Source organism: Christiangramia echinicola DSM 19838 (genome assembly GCF_000423065.1).
In the GTDB taxonomy this organism is placed as follows: Bacteria; Bacteroidota; Bacteroidia; order Flavobacteriales; family Flavobacteriaceae; genus Christiangramia; species Christiangramia echinicola.
Genome location: NZ_AUHG01000010.1, coordinates 347,719 through 370,762, shown reverse-complemented (window position 1 = coordinate 370,762; position 23,044 = coordinate 347,719). Strand labels below are relative to the sequence as shown.

The following is a 23,044-nucleotide window of genomic DNA, read 5'->3' as shown; positions in this document are numbered from 1 at the left end:
ATTTGGGCTATCGATTCAATTACTATGCTTGAACTTAAGAAAGTCACCTTCTCCTATCAAAAAGAACCTGTTCTTAGAAACATCAGTTTTAAGATCGAAAAAGGTCAGAATGTTTCTGTTATTGGTGAAAGCGGCTGCGGAAAAAGTACGCTTCTTAAACTTATTTACGGACTTCTGCATACAGAGGGAAAGATCACCTGGAATGGCGAGGAAATGTTAGGTCCAAATTTCAATCTTGTTCCCGGAGAACCTTTTATAAAATACCTGGCTCAGGATTTTGACCTGATGCTTCCTTTATCTGCCGCCGATAATGTAGGTAAGCATCTTAGTAATTTTTATCCCATTAAAAAGAAAAGACGAATTAAGGAATTGCTGGAAGTAGTAGAAATGGAAGATCTCGCAGATAAGAAAACAAAACTTTTAAGTGGCGGACAGCAGCAGAGAATTGCACTGGCCAGGGCATTAGCTAAAGAGCCGGAACTAATTCTTCTGGATGAGCCTTTTAGCCATATAGATCATTTCAGAAAGAATAATCTGCGCAGAAAGTTGTTTGCCTATCTAAGGGAAAAGAACATCACCTGTATCGTGGCTACACATGATAGCACAGACGCCTTGTCTTTCGCCGACCGTACCTTTGTTCTTAAAAATGGAAATATCTATGCAGATGGCACACCTCAGGAATTATATCAGAATCCGCCAAATAAGTACATAGCCTCACTTTTTGGAGATGTGAACCATATTATGCTGAAGAATTTAAAGGAAAATGAAACAAGCCGAAAACGAATTGTTTTATATCCTCATGATATAAATGTCGTAAACAGTTCTTTCCTAAAAGCCGAAGTGAAAAACTCCTATTTTAAAGGAGAGAACTTCCTTATTCAGGCGAAGTTAAATGGCGAGGATATCCTGGTAGAAAATAAATCTGATGTCACGGCAGGTGAAATAATAAACCTGAGTGTTTCAGAAAAACTTATACAGGAAAGGCTTAGATAATATCTTCAATGATGCATTCTCTTCCATTGAATGTGATATTATCACCTACTTTTTTACCTAATAATATCTGAGCAATCGGAGCTTTTATACCTACGGCATAATATTTCTCATCATTACTTTTAATTTCCCCTGCTGGTATAGAAATAAAATATTTGGCAGCATCTGTAATTACCATACTTCCCAGAATTATATTCCCGTTGGGTTTATGCTCTTCGATCCTGTTTAAAATTTGTCCCAGACGATCGTATTCATTTAGCTGAACGCTCAACTTATTCCATTCGATATTGATCATTTCCCTACCGGTTTCAAATTTATCACCGGCACTGCTTTTGGATTCATTTTCCATGTCTTCTTTAAGACTATCCATAGCTTTACGAACAACTAGTATTTTTGTTTGCAGGTAATCTCTGCAGGCTCTAATTAATTCAGATCTAATCGCAGCCATTATTCGAGGATGAATTTACCATAGTTCTGCATTTGTCTCACGATCCAGTTCTTTCTTTGCTGAATAAAATTTGAAGCAGGATTTGCTCTATACTCCCTTGGGTTTGGTAGAACTGCAGCGATCGCTGCTGCTTCATAAGGTGCAAGCTGAGAAGCATCTTTTTTGAACCAGTGTTGAGAAGCCGCCTGGGCACCGTAGACCCCTTTACCCATTTCAATACTATTTAGGTATACTTCGAGAATCCTTTCCTTGCTCCAGATCGTCTCTATTAAAAATGTAAAATAAGCTTCCATACCTTTTCTAAACCAGGTTCTGCTGGGCCATAAAAACACATTTTTTGCAGTTTGCTGTGAAATAGTGGAGGCTCCGCGTATCTTTCTGCCAGACCTGTTGTCTTCCATCGCTTTTTGAATTGCTTCAAAATCGAATCCACTATGGTTTTCAAAGTTCTGGTCTTCACTGGAAATTACAGCCAGTTGTAAGTGGCGGGAGATATTCTCAATCGGTTCCCAGTCATGTTCAAGCGGTTCCTCAGGGTTTTCGAAATATCGTATCGCCATCAACGGGGTAAATGGAACCGGAACCCATTTATAAACGACTACTATCAAGACGCTGAAAAGTATAAGACCAAGCAGGACTTTAAATATAAATTTGAAGAATCTTTTTATCATGATTTTAATGCTAGGTCTGCGATTTCCTTTCCAACCAGGCTACCAATGGCGATGCCCATACCACCAAGGCGAACACCACAATAAACGTTATTTGAAAGCTCTTTTATAATTGGTTTCTTTTGTTCTCCAACTCCCATAATTCCACTCCAGGATTGCTGGATTTCGTATTCAGTGTTTGGTAAGATACAGGTTTTAAGAAGTTCCTTGAGTTTATTCTGAATGACATCGGTGAGTCCGGCCTCATCAGTTTCCTCGGTTTTGAAATCCAGATTTCTCCCTCCACCAAATAATACTCTATCTCCAATATTACGGAAATAATAGTATCCTTTATCTAAATGAAAAGTACCTTTAAAAGGAATATTCTTAATTGGTTTTGTAACCAGAACCTGCGCCCGTGCAGGTTTTACTTCTTGTATTCCCAACCTTGATGCAAAACCATTTGTAGCGATGATCAATTTATCTGATTTTAATTTGAATTGATCGGTTACTACCTCAACTCCTTTACTTGTTTCATTAAAGGAAGTAACTTTTACGCCATTAAGTATACGAATTCCATTTTCTGAAGCTCTTTTTACTAAAGCGGTCATCATCCTTCCTGTATCTATCTGGCCTTCAAAATTATTAACGATGAGTTTCGGCTGAATTTGTTTAAAACCGAATTCATTATCAGCGACTTCAAAAACATTTTGAGAAAATATAGGTTTGAGGAGCCCATTAACTTCTGGAATTCTTTCGAGGCATTCCTCGTACAGATCTTTATCAGCTTCGGTAAAAAGTTCATACCCTTTATTCTGCTGATAATCTATAGTATCATCTCCTAAATTCTTCCGAAGTAATTCAAGCCCTTCTCGGCGCTTTGCAATCAACTTAACTACTTCTTCCTTTGAATGGGTCTTCAGATCTTCCAATATCTCTGAAATACTCCCAAAACAGGCAAATCCTGCGTTCTTGGTACTGGCACCTTCAGGCAATAATCCTTTTTCCAGGATAATGACTTTAGCCTCAGGTTGTGCTTCCTTAATTCTTAATGCACAATTAAGCCCGGTAATGCCACTGCCAATAATGCAATAATCGATATTAGAAAACCAGGAGTCGGTTTCCCAAAAGGAGAAATTCATAGGTTGGTATTTTCTTCGGCTGAAATTACAAAATATTGCGCATAAAAAACCCCGGAAGAACCGGGGTTAATTTTATTACTCTTCTCGAGGTTTCATTTTGAAATCCTCCATGAATTTCGTGGTATAATTACCTTCAATATAATCTGGATGATCCATCAATTGCCTGTGGAAAGGAATTGTAGTCTGGATTCCCTCGATTACAAATTCGTCTAAAGCTCGCTTCATTTTATTGATCGCCTCTTCTCTGGTTTGAGCCGTAGTGATCAATTTCGCGATCATAGAATCATAATTCGGCGGAATGATATAGCCGCTATAAACGTGTGTATCTATACGCACTCCGTGGCCTCCCGGTGCATGAAGATTCGTGATCTTCCCTGGCGATGGCCTGAAGTTGTGGTAAGGATCTTCCGCATTAATTCTACATTCTATTGAGTGTAATTGCGGGAAATAGTTCTTTCCTGAAATTGGCACTCCTGCAGCCACAAGGATCTGCTCCCGAATAAGGTCATAATCTATTACCTGCTCGGTAATTGGATGCTCTACCTGTATACGAGTGTTCATTTCCATGAAGTAGAAATTCCTGTGTTTATCTACAAGAAATTCAACCGTACCGGCTCCTTCATACTTAATATATTCCGCAGCTTTTACCGCGGCATCCCCCATCTTCTTACGAAGTGTATCTGTCATGAATGGAGATGGTGTCTCTTCAGTTAATTTCTGGTGACGACGTTGTACAGAACAATCCCTTTCTGAAAGGTGACAGGCTTTACCACTACTGTCTCCCACGATCTGTATCTCAATATGGCGAGGCTCTTCAATAAGCTTTTCCATATACATCCCGTCATTACCAAAAGAAGCATCAGCCTCTTTTCTTGCAGATTCCCATGCTGGTTCAAGTTCTTCTTCTTTCCAGACAGCACGCATACCTTTACCACCACCACCGGCAGTAGCTTTAAGCATTACCGGGAAACCAATTTCCTTAGCCAGGCTTAAGCATTCCTTGAAATCCTTTATAATTCCTTCAGATCCTGGAACACAAGGAACTCCAGCAGCTCTCATCGTAGCTTTTGCAGTAGCCTTATCTCCCATCTTTGAGATCATTTCTGGCGAAGCACCAATAAATTTGATATCGTGCTCTTCACAGATCTTGGAGAATTTAGCATTTTCAGATAAAAATCCATATCCCGGGTGTATTGCATCAGCATTAGTAATTTCAGCTGCAGCAATGATATTTGATATTTTCAGATAAGAAAGGTTACTCGGTGCCGGTCCTATACATACGGCTTCATCGGCAAATCTCACGTGGAGACTTTCAGCATCTGCTGTAGAATAAACCGCAACCGTTTTGATACCCATTTCTTTACAGGTACGGATAACACGCAATGCGATCTCCCCTCTGTTTGCAATCAATATTTTCTTAAACATACCTAGTTGCTTTTAAAGTTCTGAAGCCCCGTAAAGGGCTTGCAGTTGTTAAAATGGGCAGTAAATTATGATGGGTCAACCAAAAATAAAGGCTGATCAAATTCTACAGGAGAAGCATCATCTACCAGTACTTTTACTATTTTTCCGGAAACTTCACTTTCGATCTCGTTGAAAAGTTTCATTGCTTCAATAACACAAAGTACATCTCCTTCTTTTACGCTATCCCCGGTTTCCACGAAAGACGGCTTGTCTGGAGAAGGTTTTCTATAGAAAGTACCGATAATTGGTGATTTTACGGTGATATATTTTGAATCATCCTCACCAGAATCTTTAGATTCTTTTTGTGGAGCAGCACTTTCCTGTGGAGCAGGAGCTTGTTGCTGCTGTGATTGTTGAGCCGGCATTTGCTGTGGCATCTGCTGCGGCATCTGTTGTACTATGGTAGTTTCTTTCTCGTCTGAACCTGTTCTGATAGTGATTTTTACATCACCTGTTTCCAGTTTCACCTCGCTCGCGCCAGATTTGGCCACAAATTTAATCAGGTTCTGAATTTCCTTTAAATCCATAATAATTGGTGTTGGTTTTTTTATGAGTTATAAGCCCATTTCAGGTAAGCAGCTCCCCATGTGAAGCCACCTCCAAATGAGGCAAATATTAAATTATCTCCTTTTTTAAAATTCTTCTCGTAATCGCTAAGCAATAAAGGTAAAGTTGCAGAAGTGGTATTACCATATCGCTGAATGTTCATTAAGACCTTATTCTCGTCATTAAGCCCCATTCTGTTTGCTGTCGCATCAATGATACGCTTGTTTGCCTGGTGTGCTACGAGCCAGTTTACGTCTTCATTGGTAAGATCATTCCTTTTCATAATCTTTTCACTAACTCCGGCCATATTAGAAACCGCGAATTTAAATACCGTTTTTCCATCCTGTCTTACAAAATGGAGTTTTTTAGCAACGGTCTCCTCGGTTGGCGGAGTTAAGGATCCACCGGCTTCGATCTTTAAAGAGGCTCGTCCTATAGAATCACTTCTCAAAATCTCATCCTGCAGTCCCAAACCTTCGGTATTAGGTTCCATAAGAACTGCACCTGCTCCATCTCCAAAAATTATACAGGTAGTACGATCTGTATAATCTATAATAGAAGACATTTTATCTGCACCTATTACGATTACTTTCTTATATCTACCAGATTCAATATAGGCTGAAGCTGTAGACATCCCGTATAAAAACCCGGAACATGCTGCCTGCAGATCATAAGAAAATGCATTGGTAGCACCAATTTGAGTTGCTACATGCACCCCCGTTGAAGCAACGGGCATATCTGGAGTGGCCGTAGCCATAATAATAAGGTCTATTTCTTCGGGATCCAGGTTAGTTTTTCGAAGTATTTCTTTTGCTGCCTGGATTGCTAAATATGAAGTTCCTTTCTTAGGATCTTTGAGAATGCGTCTTTCTTTAATGCCTGTTCTGCTGGTAATCCACTCATCGTTTGTATCCACCATCTCTTCCAACATCTTGTTGGTTAGAACATCCTCAGGCACGTAAGCACCTACAGCCGTAATCGCTGCTGTGATTTTACTCATAAATTTGGATTTAATTCACCCTTCACCGGCCTGCTAGTTTTCCAATTTCTTAAATAGAAAATTACTAAATTTAATTATAACCGGCGTGCAAATTAAGGTCTTTTTAGGACTTAATCAACTAAAAACAAAAAACTCCCACCATGTGAGAGTTTCTGTATTTTTTTGAAGCTCTAAGTATAGACTAAGCCTCTACTTCTTCAGTATTATCTATTAATACCTGACCACGGTAATAAAGTTTACCTTCGTGCCAGTGAGCTCTGTGATAAAGGTGTGCTTCACCTGTTACAGAATCTACAGCCACTTTTGGAGCTGAAGCTTTATAATGTGTTCTTCTTTTATCTCTTCTGGTTTTCGAGATTTTTCTCTTTGGATGTGCCATGGCTTCCTATTAATTATTCGTTTAGTAAATTTTTTAATTTGTCCCAGCGAGGATCTATATCATCCTCATTTTTCTTTTTCTGATTTTTCAAACTAAGTTCTTCCAGTTTGTCAAGTACCTCAGATTCCAATGTACCGTCTTCAACTCCCGGATGTATCCTCTTTTGAGGTACCGAAAGTACGACTAGCTCATATATATATTGCTGAATATTTACTTCATAGTCACCATGCGGTATAATTAGCAAATCTTCATCTTCATTATTGAATTCATCCCCAAATTTAATCACTAAAAACAGTTCACTGTCTATAGCCTGATCATAAGGTTCGTTAGTAAGATCGCAATTAACATTTACTGTTCCGGTTGCTCTGAAGCTAAGCTCCATCATGGTGCTTTTCTTTTCGAACAACAAATCGATCTTAACATCGGCTTTATTGAATTCCTCGTACTCAAAATGTTCAAAGAACCTGTTATCTAACTCATACTCAAACTGGTGCTTTCCTAGCTTTAATCCCTTAAAAGGAATTGTAAACTCTGCTAAATTCCTCATTTCTCCACAGTTTTGAGTGCCCACGTTTCCGTTAAGGCGGGTGCAAAGATATAAAAATTAATCAATTATGCTCTTTTTATAAACAAATTTTTGTTTATATCTTCCTCCCTTGTTTTTGTAGTTGATTTTCAGTCAAACCCTTATACTCTTCACGGGCTTTAAAGATCTCAAGACCTTTAAAAACTGCCTCTTTGATAGAATTTATATTCGCTTCATTTTTGCCGGCAATTTCAAAAGCTGTACCGTGATCGGGTGAAGTTCTAACCTTATTTAACCCGGCGGTAAAGTTCACTCCCATCCCAAACGATAATGTTTTAAACGGAATAAGTCCCTGGTCATGATAAGAGGCGATAACCGCATCAAAATTCTTATAATTTTTAGAACCGAAGAAACTATCTGCAGAATAAGGACCAAAAACTAAAGCTCCTTTATCCCGTATCTTTTGAATTGTAGGTTTTAAAACCTCCTCGTCCTCTTTCCCTATAACCCCGTTATCTCCGCTATGCGGATTGATTCCAAGGACCGCGATCTTTGGTTTTCTTACCCTGAAGTCACTTTTTAAAGTTTCCTGAATGATTTTGATCTTCTTTTCGATCAGTTCCGGAGTAATTACAGAAGCTATATCCTTAAGAGCAACATGATCTGTTAATAATCCCACCTTAAGATTATCGGTTATCATGAACATGAGACTTTCTCCACCCAGTTCTTTCGCTAAATAATCTGTATGTCCCGGGAAATTAAACTTATCTGACTGTATGGTCGCTTTGTTAATAGGAGCAGTTACCAGAACATCGATCTCATCATTTTTAAGTGATAAAGTTGCTGCTTCCAGAGACCTAAAAGCATATTCCCCTATTTTCACATCCTCTTCCCCAAAATTAATATTTACATTTTCTTTCCAGACGTTCACCACATTCACCTTGCCATCAATAGCATTTGACGGATGATCTATACTTTGTAGATGTAAAGATAATTTGTATTGCTTTTTTAAAAAATTAAGAATTTTAGAATTCGCAAAGATTATCGGGGTGCAAAAATCCAGCATCCTGGAATCATCAAAGGTTTTAAGTACAATTTCACTACCAATTCCATTAAGATCTCCAATACTAATTCCTAATTTGATCATTTCGGCTTGTTTCATAAAGTTTCCCGATATAATATTTTAATTTTACACACAAATGTAACCATTATTATAGAAAAGAATGTTCACAGGGATAGTAGAAGAAATAGGAAAAATAAGTAAACTCAATAAATCGGGCAACAACCTGAATATCACGGTAAAAGCTGAAATGACCCCTGAACTGAAAATAGATCAAAGTGTTTCTCATAATGGAACCTGTCTTACTGTGGTTGAGATCCACGCTAATGAATATGTAGTTACTGCTGTAAAGGAAACGCTGGATAAAACCAACCTCGGTTTGCTTAAAACTGGTGATCTGATAAACCTGGAGAGAGGAATGAAACTTGGTGAGCGTCTTGACGGACATATAGTTCAGGGACACGTGGACCAAACTGCGATTTGCAGGAATATTATGGAGGCAGATGGCAGTTGGAAATTTACTTTTGAATATGATCCAAATATTGGCAATATTACCATAGAAAAGGGATCTATCACCGTGAATGGGGTGAGTTTAACCGTTGTAAACTCGAAAAAAAATGAATTTAGTGTAGCTATAATTCCCTATACGTATGAGCACACAACATTTAAAAACCTTAAAATTGGTGCTACAGTAAACCTGGAATTTGATGTGATAGGAAAATATGTGAAGAGGATCACTGAGATCTCTTAGGCGATTTCAAATTTTCTCACTTTATAACAACCGTACATTACTCCAACTGCCATTAAAAGGTAAACATAATCATCTATAGGTAAGCATAATCCTGGTGGCGGTGGCACCCCCTGACCATTTCCATTGCCTCCACCATTTCCGTTACCATTTCCGTTTCCGTTTCCAGGATCACACGGTGGCCCCCTTCGATCACTTTGTTGTTTGTTGGGTTCAGGTGGCGATTGGGCATAGGTAGTTACTGTAACCCCCAGGTATAGAGTAAGAATCAGGAATATACATCTAACTTGCACCATTGATGATTGGTTGATATTTTTAGCTTAATGCTTTTAAATTCAATTACAATTAAATAAATCACCTTCCAAAGTAAGAATTTTCCATAATAATATAACTTTATAATTAGTATAAAGGTATGTATCATAATACTTACTTTCCTAAAATATACGTATTATAAAGCTTTGGGGTTTTAAAATAAATCTAATTACTGCTATTCTAGTATAGCCTCATATTTTCTAATGATCAGTAAATCACTATTGTCAAATTTAGATAATATGTTAATTCAATTCAAAGATTAATTATATTTTTTTACTTGTAAATGTTTCATAGTAACAGAATTACGAATAACATCTGTATATATTCAACATTCGTAAGTTGAATATGAATAAAATAGTAAATAAAAAAGCCCTGCAAGATTGCAGGGCTTTCTGTGGTCCCACTTGGGCTCGAACCAAGGACCACCTGATTATGAGTCAGGTGCTCTAACCAACTGAGCTATGGGACCTGATACGTATTTGTATCGCGAGCGCAAATTTAGATAATTGCAAGTTACGCACCAAACAAAAATATTCCTATTTTTCCTGACATAGCTCTACCAGTACTCCATTTGCATCTTTTGGATGCATAAATGCCACGATCTTATTATCTGCTCCGGGTTTAGGTACCTCATTCAGCAATCTAAACCCCTCTTTTTTAAGCCTTTCTATTTCGACTTTGATATCATCTACATAAAAGGCCATATGATGAATACCTTCTCCCCTTTTTTCAATAAATTTTGAAATTGGGCTATCGGGTCTAGTTGCTGCCAGCAATTCAATCTTACTTTCTCCAATTTTAAAGAAAGAAGTAGATACTCCTTCACTCTCTACCGTTTCAGTTTTATATGGCTCCTCTCCTAATACTGCTTTGTAGGTATTATTGGCTGCTTCCAGGTCTTTTACTGCTATTCCTATATGCTCTATTCGCTTCATTGATCTTCAATTTAATAAAACAAATATCATTAATTTATGTTATATGATTCAAATTCATTTATATGAAGATAAATCACATTTAAAAATTTTACTTTTGTAGCATGGAAGAAACAAACAGACAAAAAAAGATTGGTGGATTATTGCAGAAGGATCTGGCTGATGTTTTACAGAATTCATTAAGAGAAAGTGGCAGGACGGGGATCCTTGTTTCCGTTTCTAAGGTAAGGGTTACTACAGACCTTTCTATAGCCAAAGCATACGTGAGCATTTTCCCGAATAAACATCAGGATGAAGTGATCGAGGAGATCAATGAAAGTAAATCCCAGATCAAGCATGAGATCGCTCAGCGAACGAGGCATCAGCTTCGTAAAATGCCCGATCTTAGTTTTTATATTGATGATTCTCTTGAATATATAGACGGCATTGAAAAGTCTATTAAAGGGAAAGAAGATCCTGTGGCAAATCCAGATCTATTAGATAAGAGGAAAAAATCATAATTTGAAGTTTCCACTCTATATCGCCAAGAGGTATTTATTTACCAAAAGCAAAAGCAATGCTATTAATATTATTACCATTATTGCTGCGATTGGAGTGTTTGCCGGTGCATTTTCACTATTTATAGTTCTAAGCGGATTCTCTGGTCTTAGAGATTTCAGTCTTTCCTTTTCAAATGAATTTGATCCCGATCTAAAGGCGATCCCTAGTCAGGGAAAAGTTTTAAATATTTCAGAAGAACAATTAGCTGAAATTCAGCAGATACCCGAGATCCTGGAATTTAGTAAGATCGTTGAAGAGCGCGTTATCCTTAGTTATAAATCTAAAACCAATCCTGCCTATATTAAAGGTGTGGATGAAAGCTATGGCAGGGTTAACCAGATAGACAGCGCCATTGTTTTCGGAACCTGGCTAACTAAGAGTGAGCCGCAGGTAGTGATAGGTAACGGACTTTCCAGACTGCTGGATATAGGCACCTTTAATTATCAGAATTTACTCAAGATCATGGTCCCTAAGCCCGGGAAAGGTGCTATTACCATGACCAATCTTCAGGACGCATTCACTAGCAGGCAAACCATTGTTAGCGGAATCTATAGCGTAAACGAAGAACTGGACGATAAATATGTCTTTACAAATATCAATCTCGCCAAAGATCTGCTGAATCTAAAAGAAGATGAATTTTCTGCAGTAGAATTCAAGTTAGCTCCAGAGGCCTCTTTAGATGATGTGACCGACCAGATAAATAGCATATTTGAAGGGAAAGCGATCGTAAAAACCAGGGCAGAACTAAACGACGCATTAAATAAAATGCTTAATTCTGAAAATCTCTTTGTTTACCTGATCTTCACCCTTGTTCTAACTATCGCCCTATTTAACGTGGTTGGGTCTATTATCGTAATGATCCTGGATAAACGGGAGAATATTAAAACGCTTCATAGCCTCGGCGCAACGCCAAACCAGATAAAGAATATTTTCTTTTTGCAGGGAATGCTAATGACCGGTCTTGGAGGAATTATTGGGCTATTAGTAGCAATTGTGCTAATTGCGCTGCAAATGAACTATGACCTGGTCATGATCACTCCTAACCTACCTTATCCCGTACAAATGAAAGTGCAAAATATCTTTATTGTTTTGGTCACGATATTCACCCTGGGATTGATCGCGTCTTATATTGCTGCGGGAAGAAGTAAAAAGGCACTTAATTAAGCAAATTCATAACCTGCGAATTCCTTTTCAACCTCATCAAAAGCTTTAAAAACATCTATAGAATCGTCGCTGGTGACCATTTTCATTCTATATTCCTTGAAATGAGGAATACCTTTAAAGTAATTGGTATAATGTCTACGGGTTTCAAATACGCCTAAGCGCTCCCCTTTCCAATCTATTGCCATTTGAAGATGCCTTCTGGCCGCGTCTACACGTTCTTCTAAAGTTGGAGGAGCCATATGTTCACCTGTTTTAAAGTAATGCTTCACCTCTCTAAAGAACCAGGGGTAACCTATGCTGGCACGGCCAATCATAGCCCCATCGAGGCCGTAGCTATCACGCATCTCCATCGCCTTTTCAGGAGAATCAACATCTCCATTTCCAAAAACAGGAATATGCATCCTGGGATTATTCTTTACTTCAGCAATTGGTGCCCAGTCTGCTTCTCCTTTATACATTTGGGCTCTGGTCCTACCGTGTATAGATATAGCCTGGCAACCTACATCCTGAAGCTTTTCAGCAACTTCGAGGATCTTAATAGAATCGTGATCCCAACCAAGTCTGGTCTTAACAGTAACCGGTAATTTAGTATGCTCTACCATAGCTTTGGTTAGAGAAACCATCAGGTCTACATCTTTTAAAATTCCTGCACCGGCTCCTTTAGAAACCACCTTTTTTACAGGGCAACCAAAGTTGATATCAATAATATCTGGACCTGATTTTTCTACGATCTCTACAGATTGCAGCATGGATTCCAGGTTGGCTCCAAAGATCTGAATTCCAACCGGACGCTCCTTTTCGTAAATATCAAGTTTCATGGTGCTTTTCGCTGCGTCGCGAATAAGCCCTTCAGAAGAGATAAATTCAGTATATACCACATCTGCGCCCTGTTCCTTACAAAGTGCACGAAACGGCGGGTCACTCACGTCTTCCATCGGTGCCAAAAGCAACGGGAAGTCTCCTACATCTATATTTCCAATTTTTGCCAAAGCTTCTCTTTTTCAGGTCGCAAAATTACTAAATAATTCCAATGCCTGAAAATAAGTTAACTAAGCTCCCTTTATATTATTTCTTAGATTCTAAACGTGCGCTCTCTTCAGCAGTAATGGCGCGTTTATTATCGGCTAATTTGAAATTACCAAATTTATAGGTCACTCCAAACCTTAGCATTCTGGATTCGGGCATAGCGAAATAAGAGTAATTCTGATTCAAGTATTGCGATCTCATCGGTAAATTCATCGTGTTAAATATATCTTCAACGTTAAGCGTCGCGATCAGTCTGGAATCGAAGAAAGTTTTTCTCAGGCCGAAATTAAGACCAAACTGAGGTTCCTCGAATTCATAAGATCCCACGATATAATCTGGAACATAAGTAGATGTTACCTCTCCAGAGAAGGTTCCATCTTTAGAAAAGGTAAAGTAGTTTGCAGCATATATATATGCCCCAAAAGATTTATTCGTCACAATTTGACCTCCACTCTCCAAAGCTGGAAAATCATTTTTTAAATGGAAAAAGGAGGTATATGCGGTAATAGACCACCAATCATTGAGATAATCATAATAACTGATGTCGAAGCTAAATTGCTCTGAAAAATCCATATTCAAACTGGAAGTACGCAAATTGCGGTTCTCATTATCCTGAAATGGCAGGCTGGCGATTGAATTATCCACTTTGTCCCAATACAGATCAAAGAAAAGTTTGTTCCTGTAACCATAACTTAACTTGATCATATTAGAAATGGCAGGAACCAGATCTGGATTACCATCCTGAAAATTATTTTCGTTAAGAAAATACCTGTAGGTATTTAAATTTTCAAAACGTGGCCTGGTAATTCTTCGACTGTATTCTAAACCGAAGGAATGATTTTCAGATGAATTATGATTCAGGTAGAAAGTTGGAAATAATTCCATATAATCCTGAGAATTTACCAATCCCTCACTTTCAGAAATTCCCTTAACGTCTGTATACTCTCCACGAAGGCCCAGTTTCAAAGACCATTTTTCCCAGTCTTTAGTCATGCTGGCATAGGCCGCATAAATATCTTCGTCGTAATTAAGATTATCAGAAAGGTTTCCGTCGAAATTTGATATGCCGTTATTCCTATTAAAAAAGTCCTGCCCGCTTTCAGTTTTTAAACCTGAATATTTTACCCCGGTTTCAAAATTTGAAGATCCTATTGGGGTTGTTATATCCAACTGACCTGTATAAATTTCACTGAACTGCTCTGCCTGGGTTGCGAAAGAATTGTTCCTGAGAAAACTTCCATTCTGCAGAAAATATTCAGTAACAATATCCTGTTCCTGATTATTATTGTAATTAATATAATTAGCCACAGCCGCTAAAGTCCCATTCTCGCCAAGACTTGTATTGTACGTTGCCGCTAAAAGAATATTCTCTGTTTCACTATTTAACTTACTATCTGTAGTAAATAATGAGTCAAGGGTGTTTGTACGATCGTAGATATTCGTTATTCCATTAATGTCATTATTAGTCTTTGGAGATAACTGAATATTGGCACTTAAACTTAGTGTACTTATTTCACTTAGGGTAAAATCCAGAATTGTATTTATGCTATGTGATACCGCATTAGTATTTCTTTCGAAATCTGTTAACCATCTTGAATCTTTATCACCGTTTGGAGTGTAATATTCAACGAAACTTTCATCCTTCTTATAAAGATCACGATCACTATAATTATAGCTGGCAAAAATGTTTAACCAATCGGTCTTATAGTAATGACTGGTACCAACATTATATTTAGGAACTACAGCTATAGTATTGGATGCATTAAGGCTTCCCTTATAACCAATGGAAATATTCTTTGAGGTTATAATGTTCAGGATCGCACCTCCCTCTGCATCATATTTAGCTGGTGGATTTGTAATTACCTCCACAGACTTTATATTTTCTGCTGAAAAGCCTTCCAGTAATTGTTGTAATTCTTTAGAATTTAAATATACTTTCCTGTCGTTAATATATACCGTAGCAGCTCTGTTCTTAACCAGCAACTGGCCCTGGCTAACGATCACCCCGGGAGTCCTTTTCATGATCTCAAATGAGTTCCCGGTAGATAAGGTGGTATTTTCAACTTCGAAAATCAGCCTGTCTACTTTTCTGCTAATCTTCGGTCTCCTGGCATTTACAACTACCTCATCTAGTGCATCTGAACTTTCATCTAAATTAATAGGCTTGATTTGTGTATCCCCTTTTACTTTTAATTTCTGAAGATTTTCTGCATAACCCACAAAAGAAACCTTTAGCATATAAGTGCTATCCTTTACACTCTCAATTATAAATTTACCGTCGTCTTCTGAAATAGTTCCTTTATAAACACTGGTGGAGTCTTTCGCGCTAAGCAGGATTACATTGGCGAAGGCTACTGGCTCATTATTCTGGTTTAAGATCTGTCCCTTTAGCTCACTTTGAGAATAGACGGCGCAGGAAAAAATCAGAAATAAAAGGGGGGTGAACTTATTTTTCAGCATATAGTAGGTTAGCGTAATATTCAATAAAATATTGACAAATATAAAATTTATTGAATACTTGAGAGGTTTTTTAATAAGTCTCTCAACAAATCCCTACATAATATGAAAATTCATGTTATTTAAATTTTTTACTCCTCTATGGAATCATACAACGCCTGCTGAATCTGGGTCCTGGTATTTAGCTTGTAGAGCCTTGTATTTTCCCGGGTTGGCACCACTCTGTTAGACAGAAATATATAGAGCAGATCTTCCTTTGGATCCATCCAGACCATTGTTCCGGTGAATCCTGTATGTCCGAAACTTTCTGCACTTGCGTCTTTTGCAGTATTACTCTTTTCTCCTCTATATTCAAGGTAAGGCTTATCAAAAGCCAGTGCTCTATGATTATTATTTTCGGGAAATTGGGTTTTTGTGAAATCCTTTAAAGTAGACTCATCGATAAAACGCATACCGCCGTAATCTCCCATATTCAAATACATTTGCATTAATTTCGCCAGGTCATTGGCATTAGCAAACAAACCGGCGTTGGCAGAAACCCCACCCATCATTATCGCGCCCTCATCATGCACATTCCCATGGATCTGTTCGTGCCTGAAATTAAAATCATTTTCAGTTGGGACGATCCTGTTCAATTCAAATTTTTCTGAAGGATTATAGGTAACGGTTGTAGCTCCTAATCTATCATAAAAGTTCTCGTTGATATATTTAATGAAATCTTCATTGGTAAGCCGCTCAACAATATCTGGCAGTAGATAGAATAATAGTCCGGAATATTTATATTTTGCCTCAGCCTCCAAAGGAGACTTTTTGATCGCTTTAAAGATCTTTTTTTTATAATTTCTATGTAACCACAGTTCATCGCTCACGCGTACCGGATACCTGGCTGAAGAATCTTTTTTAAAAGTATTCCATCTAAAACTTCCATTATCTCTTAACGTATTTTTCCAGTAGGGTATCCAGGGCTTAAAACGTGCCTGGTGAGCAAGAATCTGTCTGAAAGCTATTCCCTCTTTATTAGAATTCCTGAAATATGGCAAATAATCATCGATCCCGGCCTCCAGGTCAAATTTACCTTCATCAGATAATTTCATGATCGCCGGTAAAGCTGTTGAAATCTTACTTACAGAAGCAAGATCATAAAGATCTGTCTTTTCTACCTTGATTGTATCACTGTATTTATGAAAACCATAGGCTTTATGAAGAACCACTTTCTGATCTTTTGCTACCAGTACCACTCCACCCGGAGTTGCTTTGGCATTCATTGCCTGATGCATGAGAGAATCTACAGCATTCCCAAGTTTTTTAGAATTCATTCCTGCATCTTCTGGAACGGTATATTTAAAACGAATTCCTCCTTTTAAATCCAAACCATTGCCGGCTTTAAATTTCTCGCCAACCGTAACAGGAAGTTTCCCCGACGCCCCTACGCCTCCAAATATCAATTGTGCCGCAAGCTCCTGAGCCAGCTCAGAATCCTGATAAGCCTCGATCAGTACATCTGCCTCTTCAATATTTTCAAGGCTATTAATTACGTAAGGATTTTTAAAAAGACTGAAAACCGTATTTTTTTGCACAGCAAGTTCTGAAATGAAAGACTGAACCCCATTAGCAAGCTCGATTTTATTTCTAGGTCTTATGCTGAAATCATGCAAGCCAACTACCACCATATTATAGGCTTCCAGGATTTCTTTAAGCTCATTAATTTCTGAATCATCAGCTTCACGGCTCAACTGAAAGTTATCAACCTTGTTATATAGATTTAAGGTTTTCTGAAATTCTGTTTCCTTAGTTGCACCAATAGAAACAGAAGCAATCTTTAAGGTATCCAGTTTTTGAAGAGGTAGTAAAGAATTCTCATTTTTCAGCAAGGTAAGAGATGCTTCAACCAGTCTTCTATTCAACCATTTTGCTTCAGGACTGTTCACCTGTTCTTCTATATTTTCAACAGGTATTGATTTATATTTATTAAGACCAACCCATTGTTTTACAGCCAAAATTTTTCGGCAACGTTCGTCAATTTCAGCCTGGGAAATCAATCCGCTATTAATCGCATTTCTAATTTCGGTGATAGCTTTAGGTATATCTTCAGAAAATTCAAGTAGATCATTTCCGGCAAGTACTGCATCTTTATCTACCACTCCCGGCTCATTTCCTTCGGCAACACCTTTCATATTCATAGCATCGGTAACTATCAAGCCTTTAAATCCAAGACGTTCCTTTAATATTCCGGTTATAATAGGTTTAGATAAGGTAGATGGTGCACCTGTAGAATCAAGAGCAGGAATATCCAAATGTGCGACCATCACCCCTCCAATTCCGGCGTTGATCAATTCCTTAAAAGGATACATTTCAAGATCATCCAGCCTTTCGAATGGATGGTTGATCTGTGGTAAAGCATAATGAGAATCGGTATCGGTATCTCCATGTCCGGGGAAATGTTTTGCTGTTGCCAGGAGATTCTGACTTTGCATTCCCTTCATATAGGCAATTCCTTTTCTGCTAACATTTTCCTTATCCTCTCCAAAAGAGCGATAATTTATCACTGGGTTCTGTGGATTATTATTCACATCTACCACAGGACCAAAATTTATATGTAGCCCGGAACGTTTAATTTGTCTCGCGATCTCAACACCCATATCATAAATGAGTTCATCATCCTGAATTGCTCCTAAAGCCATCTGGTAAGGGAAACTTATCGAGTTTTCCAATCTCATCCCAAGTCCCCATTCCGCGTCTATAGCCCCAATCAAAGGAACTTCGGAGGCCAACTGATAGTCATTCATCAGTTCTAACTGGGATTTTGGATCACCCTGCATAAAAATAAGCCCACCAATCTTATATTCTTTAATCTGTTTCAGTACTTCCTGTGTATGCTCTTCTCCCTTGTTAGAAAAAGCCGGGATCATAAATAGTTGCGCAATTCGCTCATCCGGAGAAAGTTCTGCCATGATAGAGTCCACCCATTTACTGTTTTCATATTGCAGAAAATCGGGTTTTTTGATATCTGAATCCTGCGCCTGAAGGCTTCCGAATAACAAACTGATACTAATTATAAATAAAGTCTTGCTTAATTTCATCTGTATTGAGTTCTTAAACTTTTATATAAATTTTATTTCTGTCCAGGACATACCCAATTAACCACATGAGTAACATATAACTAATAGCGAATACAAGTGAAGCATTATAATCACTTAACCAGGTGAGGTAGAAATTATTATAAATCCACGCCTTCATCGATTGGTTTTCTATTAAAATTACCGCCATAAGCATGACCAGCACACCAGACATAATAAATATGAATAACGGATTTTTACCGAATGCCTGAAAGAAATATGTCCATTTTTTAATTCCAAATACCTCTATGGTTAAAATCAATCCTCCCAGAATAAGAAGATCCCAGCCTGTACTGTATAAGACAAAAGTACTTGTCCAGATCGCTTTATTAATTGGAAAATATGGAGACCAAATCAGGGCTACTCCAAGGAGAATCATAGCCGCAACAGCTAATTTCAGGACCGTATTCATATTATTTCCTGAATTCTGGATAAATTTTCCTGCTACATAACCCGCTATTACATTTATTATTGCCGGAATTGTGCTTAACAAACCTTCAGGGTCAAATGCTCTACCAAAGCCTCTCCATAAGTTTTCTGCCGGGAAAACTAATAAATCAAATTTTAAAGCGACATTATGCTCCAGACTGTATGGGTCTGGATGAGTTCCAAAATACCACATCACTAACCAATAAGTAGCTAGTAGAAATGAACTAAAAACCAGAATCCACTTTAGTTTTAAAAAATGAAGAAGGAGAGAACCAAATAAATAACATAAGGCAATGCGCTGTAGTACTCCCATGATACGAAGCTTACTAAAATCCTTTAGAACCAGCTCACCCGCCTCCCGGGTTACAAATGGAAAAGCATTAAGAAGCAGACCTATTAGAAAAATAAGTAAACTTCTTTTGACAACCTTTTTTAGAAAAGCAGCTTCAGATTGCTTCTCATATTTACGAAGACTGAAACTTGCTGCATTTCCCACTACAAATAAAAAGGTAGGAAAAACAAGATCGGTAATGGTAAATCCATGCCAGGCTGCATGTTTAAACGGAGCATAGATGGTAGACCAACTACCGGGAGTATTTACCAGTATCATAAGAGCAATGGTCATTCCACGTAAAACATCCAGTGCGAGATATCGCTGTTTACCCGGTGTTGCTGTATTTTGAGCTGTACCTTTCATTAATTATCAATAAAATCTGTATACAATTCGAATCAGTTATAAAAGTATAAATTTTTATTAATTATCAGATCTTATGTAAAATTTTTATTTAATACTTCTTGAAATTGGATTTTTTTTATAATTTTAATTTCTGGTTTAGGAAAATTAAATAATTGAAGTATTTTGAGCTATTATTAAAATTTTCAATTTGTTATATGACTAAAAATTTACAGGATTTCCTCATAACTAAAGATACTCTGGTTGATATTAGTAATATTGAACGAAAAAAATTTCTTCAGAAAATTAAAATCATCAAGTATCTTTTTCTAAATGGAAGCACTTCCAATGCGGAGATATGCTCAAAATTCAATATTAGCTTACCTACCTCCATGGCCCTGATCAATCAATTGATGGAAAGTGGAATAGTTGTAAAATCTGGACAGGGAAAATCTGAAGGTGGCCGAAAACCTGACCTCTATGGTCTTAAAGAACATTCATTTTTTGTCTTAAGTATACATATCAAACGATTTAAGATCAAAATTGCCATTACAGATAACAATCATTCTATTATTACCGAGGAATCAATTGCAACAGAAATTTCTCCAAAATCCAATATTGTAGATCTCCTGCATGAAAAAGCACAGGAAGTGATTGCTAATTCTGGAATAGATGCCGATAAGCTTCTAGGAATAGGAATTAGTATGCCCGGTCTGGTTTCAACGACTGAAGGTAAGAACTACACCTATTACCTGACAGAACAGGAACCGGAATCGCTACAAAATAAGTTTGAAAAGAAATTCAAAAAACCTGTGGTTATTCTGAATGATACCAAAAGTGCCTGCCTGGCCGAATATAGGTTTGGTATTGCCAAAGACAAAGAAAATGTACTGGTGATCTCCATGGACTGGGGTGTAGGCCTCGGAATTATCATGGGAGGTAAAATGCATACCGGCCACTCTGGATTTGCTGGAGAATTTGGTCACATTCCTATGACGGAAGACGGATTACTATGTCATTGCGGGAAAAGAGGATGTCTGGAGATGGAAGCATCAGGTCTGGCACTGGTAAGAAAAGCGAAAGAAGGTTTAAAACAAGGACAAACTTCAGTTTTAAATGACCTTAAAGGAGATAATTTCAAAAAAATGGATCCTGCGATCATCATCCAGGCAGCAAACAAAGGAGACCAGTTTGCGATCAACTTATTATCTGAGATTGGAATAAGCCTGGGAAAAGGTATTGCGATCCTAATCCAGATATTCAACCCGGAATTAATAATCCTGGAAGGCGAAATAGCTAAAGCAAAACAATTTATAACCACTCCAATTCAGCAATCTACCAATACTTACTGTATGATGCAGCTAAAGGAAAGAACAAGTATAGAACTTTCCAATCTTGGCTCAAACTCAAGTTTATATGGTGGGACGATTGCTGTAATGGATGATATTTTTAAAAATCAGATGTCCATGCTGAAATCTGAATCTTAGCTGGACCAAATAAAACAAATTATAATACAGAATTATGGCGAGATTAAATCTATTAGAAGAAACCCGATTTGAAAAACTGGCAGTTAGTGTTTATAAAGATGAACATATCGCTTCAATAAAGGTCGCTCGCAGAATTGCAGATATTATAATTAGGAAAAAGGAGAAAGGAGAAAATGCGATTCTAGGGCTGGCAACTGGAGCCACTCCTGTGGAAGTTTACACAGAACTTGCCAGAATGCATAAAGAAGAAGGTTTAAGCTTTCAAAATGTGATTACTTTCAACCTGGACGAATATTACCCCATGCATCCAGAAGCCAAACAGAGCTATGTTCGCTTTATGGATGAACAGCTTTTTAATCATATAGATATTAAAAGGGAAAATATTCATATTCCCGATGGTACCTTAAAAAAAGAAGATATCGCCAATTACTGTCTGGATTATGAAAGAAAGATCACCGAAGTTGGCGGTCTGGATCTTCAGGTTCTGGGTATTGGTAGAACTGGGCATATAGGTTTTAACGAACCTGGATCTGCTCCAAACTCCGGAACAAGACTGGTAACTTTAGATGATCTTACCCGTCGTGATGCATCAAGGGATTTTGGAGGAAAGGAAAATGTTCCTACCAAGGCGATCACCATGGGAATCGGGACCATTTTCAAGGCTAAGGAGATCATACTTATGGCCTGGAGTAAGAAAAAAGCACCTATAATAAGGAAAGCTGTGGAAGGAGAGATCTCTTCAAGCGTTCCAGCTACTTTTTTACAACTATCAGATAATGTAGAATTCATCCTGGACGAAGACGCGGCATCTGAGCTCACTAGATTTGATACACCCTGGCTGGTGAAAGACTGTAACTGGACACCTCAACTGATTAAAAAAGCAGTGATCTGGTTATCCGGGACCATTAATAAACCTATTCTTAAATTAACCGAAGAAGATTATAATTCTAACGGAATGGCCCAGCTAGCTACAGAACAGGGACCAGCTTACGACATTAACATCCATGTTTTTAACCAACTGCAGCATAGCATTACGGGTTGGCCAGGAGGGAAACCTAATGCTGACGATTCTCAAAGGCCAGAAAGAAAAGAGCCTTCTCATAAACGCTCTTTAATCTTTAGCCCTCATCCCGATGATGACGTAATTTCTATGGGAGGAACATTTATCAGGCTTGTAGACCAGGTTCATGATGTACATGTAGCGTACCAGACTTCTGGAAATACAGCGGTATGGGATACCGATGTGCTGAGGTACATTGAGTTTGCCATAGATTTCAAGAAAAGTATAGGAGAAGACATTTCGAAATTAACCTCGATTTACGAGAAAATGCGAAACTTCCTGAAAACAAAACAGCCAAACGATATAGATCTGGAAGAAATTCAGGAAGTAAAAGGCTTTATACGAAAAACAGAAGCCATTGCCGGAGCACGTTATGCCGGCCTTAAAGATGAGCAGATACATTTTATGGCTTTGCCATTCTATGAAACCGGAAAACGAAAAAAGAATCCTGTTACCGAAGAAGATATAGTTCTAACCATGGAACTACTTCAGAAAATAAAACCTCAACAGGTTTTTGCAGCAGGTGATTTCGCCGATCCCCATGGAACCCATATCATTTGCTTTAGAATTGTAGAGGAGGCTCTAAAGCGTCTTAAAAAGACTGAAGACTGGGTAAAGGATTGCTGGTTCTGGTTATACCGTGGCGCATGGCAGGAATTTCAGGTACACGAAATTGAAATGGCGGTTCCTCTTTCTCCCCAGGAAGTTCAAAGGAAAAGGCATGCTATTTTCCAGCACCAATCCCAAAAAGACAGGCCGGTTTTCCCAGGTGATGACGAAAGGGAGTTCTGGGTCAGAGCTGAAGAGAGAAACCGGGAAACCGCCGTGAATTATCACAAATTAGGCCTTGCTAACTACGAGGCGATGGAAGCCTTTGTTCGCTGGAAATTCTAAAAAA

At 38.1% G+C, this 23,044-nt stretch carries 21 protein-coding genes and 1 tRNA gene; 6 read left to right on the top strand and 16 right to left on the bottom strand.

The window, feature by feature from the left end:
* The first annotated feature begins 24 nt into the window (after positions 1-24).
* Complete coding sequence (locus G530_RS0102105; RefSeq protein WP_026932955.1) at positions 25-993, top strand: ABC transporter ATP-binding protein; 969 nt, start codon at positions 25-27, stop codon at positions 991-993.
* On the opposite strand, the gene G530_RS0102100 is transcribed toward G530_RS0102105, so the two are convergent.
* The 9 genes from G530_RS0102100 to pdxA all read right to left on the bottom strand — a co-directional run bounded on the left by G530_RS0102100 (position 986) and on the right by pdxA (position 8,304).
* Positions 986-1,438, bottom strand: a complete 453-nt coding sequence (locus tag G530_RS0102100; protein ID WP_035715697.1) for a transcription elongation factor — start codon at positions 1,436-1,438, stop codon at positions 986-988. The two genes, G530_RS0102105 and G530_RS0102100, sit on opposite strands and share 8 nt — an antisense overlap.
* Positions 1,438-2,109 carry a monofunctional biosynthetic peptidoglycan transglycosylase gene (mtgA, locus tag G530_RS0102095; RefSeq protein ID WP_026932953.1) on the bottom strand — a complete coding sequence of 224 codons (672 nt, stop codon included), beginning with the start codon at positions 2,107-2,109 and terminating at the stop codon, positions 1,438-1,440. The genes G530_RS0102100 and mtgA overlap by 1 nt, the downstream gene beginning before the upstream one ends.
* A complete protein-coding gene (locus G530_RS0102090; protein WP_026932952.1) occupies positions 2,106-3,227 on the bottom strand; it encodes an NAD(P)/FAD-dependent oxidoreductase in 1,122 nt (373 codons plus the stop codon). The genes mtgA and G530_RS0102090 overlap by 4 nt, the downstream gene beginning before the upstream one ends.
* Before the next feature lie 75 nt (positions 3,228-3,302).
* Entirely contained in the window at positions 3,303-4,652 is a 1,350-nt protein-coding gene (gene accC, locus G530_RS0102085) for an acetyl-CoA carboxylase biotin carboxylase subunit (RefSeq protein ID WP_026932951.1), read from the bottom strand.
* 65 nt (positions 4,653-4,717) lie between these two features.
* Positions 4,718-5,218, bottom strand: a complete 501-nt coding sequence (gene accB / locus G530_RS0102080) for an acetyl-CoA carboxylase biotin carboxyl carrier protein (protein WP_026932950.1) — start codon at positions 5,216-5,218, stop codon at positions 4,718-4,720.
* A 20-nt stretch (positions 5,219-5,238) separates the two neighbouring features.
* The gene (locus G530_RS0102075) at positions 5,239-6,237 is read right to left on the bottom strand and encodes a beta-ketoacyl-ACP synthase III (protein ID WP_026932949.1); all 999 of its coding nucleotides are present in this window, start codon (positions 6,235-6,237) and stop codon (positions 5,239-5,241) included.
* 181 nt (positions 6,238-6,418) lie between these two features.
* The gene (gene rpmF / locus G530_RS0102070) at positions 6,419-6,616 is read right to left on the bottom strand and encodes a 50S ribosomal protein L32 (protein ID WP_026932948.1); all 198 of its coding nucleotides are present in this window, start codon (positions 6,614-6,616) and stop codon (positions 6,419-6,421) included.
* Between the two features lie 13 nt (positions 6,617-6,629).
* Complete coding sequence (locus G530_RS0102065) at positions 6,630-7,163, bottom strand: YceD family protein (protein ID WP_026932947.1); 534 nt, start codon at positions 7,161-7,163, stop codon at positions 6,630-6,632.
* A 94-nt stretch (positions 7,164-7,257) separates the two neighbouring features.
* Complete coding sequence (gene pdxA, locus G530_RS0102060) at positions 7,258-8,304, bottom strand: 4-hydroxythreonine-4-phosphate dehydrogenase PdxA (RefSeq protein ID WP_026932946.1); 1,047 nt, start codon at positions 8,302-8,304, stop codon at positions 7,258-7,260.
* A 61-nt stretch (positions 8,305-8,365) separates the two neighbouring features.
* On the opposite strand from pdxA, the gene G530_RS0102055 reads away from it, so the two are divergent.
* Positions 8,366-8,953 carry a riboflavin synthase gene (locus G530_RS0102055; RefSeq protein WP_026932945.1) on the top strand — a complete coding sequence of 196 codons (588 nt, stop codon included), beginning with the start codon at positions 8,366-8,368 and terminating at the stop codon, positions 8,951-8,953.
* On the opposite strand, the gene G530_RS0102050 is transcribed toward G530_RS0102055, so the two are convergent.
* The 3 genes from G530_RS0102050 to mce form a co-directional block, all read right to left on the bottom strand.
* On the bottom strand, positions 8,950-9,246 hold the full coding sequence (locus G530_RS0102050) for a hypothetical protein (RefSeq protein ID WP_026932944.1): 297 nt from the start codon (positions 9,244-9,246) through the stop codon (positions 8,950-8,952). The genes G530_RS0102055 and G530_RS0102050 overlap by 4 nt on opposite strands.
* Before the next feature lie 411 nt (positions 9,247-9,657).
* A tRNA-Ile gene (locus tag G530_RS0102045) sits at positions 9,658-9,731 on the bottom strand.
* Between the two features lie 67 nt (positions 9,732-9,798).
* Positions 9,799-10,197, bottom strand: a complete 399-nt coding sequence (gene mce / locus G530_RS0102040; protein ID WP_026932943.1) for a methylmalonyl-CoA epimerase — start codon at positions 10,195-10,197, stop codon at positions 9,799-9,801.
* Positions 10,198-10,298: 101 nt separating this feature from the next.
* Here mce and rbfA point away from each other — a divergent pair, with 101 nt between their 5' ends.
* Complete coding sequence (gene rbfA, locus G530_RS0102035) at positions 10,299-10,694, top strand: 30S ribosome-binding factor RbfA (protein ID WP_026932942.1); 396 nt, start codon at positions 10,299-10,301, stop codon at positions 10,692-10,694.
* Between the two features lies 1 nt (position 10,695).
* A complete protein-coding gene (locus G530_RS0102030; protein ID WP_026932941.1) occupies positions 10,696-11,898 on the top strand; it encodes an ABC transporter permease in 1,203 nt (400 codons plus the stop codon).
* Here G530_RS0102030 and dusB read toward each other — a convergent pair.
* From dusB to G530_RS0102010, 4 genes are all read right to left on the bottom strand, one after another.
* Positions 11,895-12,887, bottom strand: a complete 993-nt coding sequence (gene dusB / locus G530_RS0102025; protein ID WP_026932940.1) for a tRNA dihydrouridine synthase DusB — start codon at positions 12,885-12,887, stop codon at positions 11,895-11,897. The genes G530_RS0102030 and dusB overlap by 4 nt on opposite strands.
* 76 nt (positions 12,888-12,963) lie before the next feature.
* Positions 12,964-15,384 carry an outer membrane beta-barrel protein gene (locus G530_RS0102020; RefSeq protein ID WP_026932939.1) on the bottom strand — a complete coding sequence of 807 codons (2,421 nt, stop codon included), beginning with the start codon at positions 15,382-15,384 and terminating at the stop codon, positions 12,964-12,966.
* A gap of 128 nt (positions 15,385-15,512) precedes the next feature.
* Positions 15,513-18,461 (bottom strand): serine hydrolase domain-containing protein, encoded by a 2,949-nt coding sequence (locus G530_RS0102015; protein ID WP_026932938.1) that lies wholly within the window; start codon positions 18,459-18,461, stop codon positions 15,513-15,515.
* 13 nt (positions 18,462-18,474) lie between these two features.
* Positions 18,475-19,623, bottom strand: coding sequence for an acyltransferase family protein (locus tag G530_RS0102010; RefSeq protein WP_026932937.1), 1,149 nt, complete (start codon positions 19,621-19,623; stop codon positions 18,475-18,477).
* 194 nt (positions 19,624-19,817) lie between these two features.
* Between G530_RS0102010 and G530_RS0102005 the strand changes: the two genes are divergently transcribed.
* Positions 19,818-21,086, top strand: coding sequence for an ROK family transcriptional regulator (locus G530_RS0102005; protein ID WP_026932936.1), 1,269 nt, complete (start codon positions 19,818-19,820; stop codon positions 21,084-21,086).
* A 34-nt stretch (positions 21,087-21,120) separates the two neighbouring features.
* Positions 21,121-23,040, top strand: a complete 1,920-nt coding sequence (gene nagB / locus G530_RS0102000; RefSeq protein WP_026932935.1) for a glucosamine-6-phosphate deaminase — start codon at positions 21,121-21,123, stop codon at positions 23,038-23,040.
* Positions 23,041-23,044: the final 4 nt, after the last annotated feature.

Coding starts and splice junctions, on each gene's coding strand:
- G530_RS0102105 (WP_026932955.1), top strand. CDS start 25: ATGCTTGAACTTAAGAAAGTCACCTTCTCCTATCAAAAAGAACCTGTT.
- G530_RS0102100 (WP_035715697.1), bottom strand. CDS start 1,438: ATGGCTGCGATTAGATCTGAATTAATTAGAGCCTGCAGAGATTACCTG.
- mtgA (WP_026932953.1), bottom strand. CDS start 2,109: ATGATAAAAAGATTCTTCAAATTTATATTTAAAGTCCTGCTTGGTCTT.
- G530_RS0102090 (WP_026932952.1), bottom strand. CDS start 3,227: ATGAATTTCTCCTTTTGGGAAACCGACTCCTGGTTTTCTAATATCGAT.
- accC (WP_026932951.1), bottom strand. CDS start 4,652: ATGTTTAAGAAAATATTGATTGCAAACAGAGGGGAGATCGCATTGCGT.
- accB (WP_026932950.1), bottom strand. CDS start 5,218: ATGGATTTAAAGGAAATTCAGAACCTGATTAAATTTGTGGCCAAATCT.
- G530_RS0102075 (WP_026932949.1), bottom strand. CDS start 6,237: ATGAGTAAAATCACAGCAGCGATTACGGCTGTAGGTGCTTACGTGCCT.
- rpmF (WP_026932948.1), bottom strand. CDS start 6,616: ATGGCACATCCAAAGAGAAAAATCTCGAAAACCAGAAGAGATAAAAGA.
- G530_RS0102065 (WP_026932947.1), bottom strand. CDS start 7,163: ATGAGGAATTTAGCAGAGTTTACAATTCCTTTTAAGGGATTAAAGCTA.
- pdxA (WP_026932946.1), bottom strand. CDS start 8,304: ATGAAACAAGCCGAAATGATCAAATTAGGAATTAGTATTGGAGATCTT.
- G530_RS0102055 (WP_026932945.1), top strand. CDS start 8,366: ATGTTCACAGGGATAGTAGAAGAAATAGGAAAAATAAGTAAACTCAAT.
- G530_RS0102050 (WP_026932944.1), bottom strand. CDS start 9,246: ATGGTGCAAGTTAGATGTATATTCCTGATTCTTACTCTATACCTGGGG.
- mce (WP_026932943.1), bottom strand. CDS start 10,197: ATGAAGCGAATAGAGCATATAGGAATAGCAGTAAAAGACCTGGAAGCA.
- rbfA (WP_026932942.1), top strand. CDS start 10,299: ATGGAAGAAACAAACAGACAAAAAAAGATTGGTGGATTATTGCAGAAG.
- G530_RS0102020 (WP_026932939.1), bottom strand. CDS start 15,384: ATGCTGAAAAATAAGTTCACCCCCCTTTTATTTCTGATTTTTTCCTGC.
- G530_RS0102015 (WP_026932938.1), bottom strand. CDS start 18,461: ATGAAATTAAGCAAGACTTTATTTATAATTAGTATCAGTTTGTTATTC.
- G530_RS0102010 (WP_026932937.1), bottom strand. CDS start 19,623: ATGAAAGGTACAGCTCAAAATACAGCAACACCGGGTAAACAGCGATAT.
- G530_RS0102005 (WP_026932936.1), top strand. CDS start 19,818: ATGACTAAAAATTTACAGGATTTCCTCATAACTAAAGATACTCTGGTT.
- nagB (WP_026932935.1), top strand. CDS start 21,121: ATGGCGAGATTAAATCTATTAGAAGAAACCCGATTTGAAAAACTGGCA.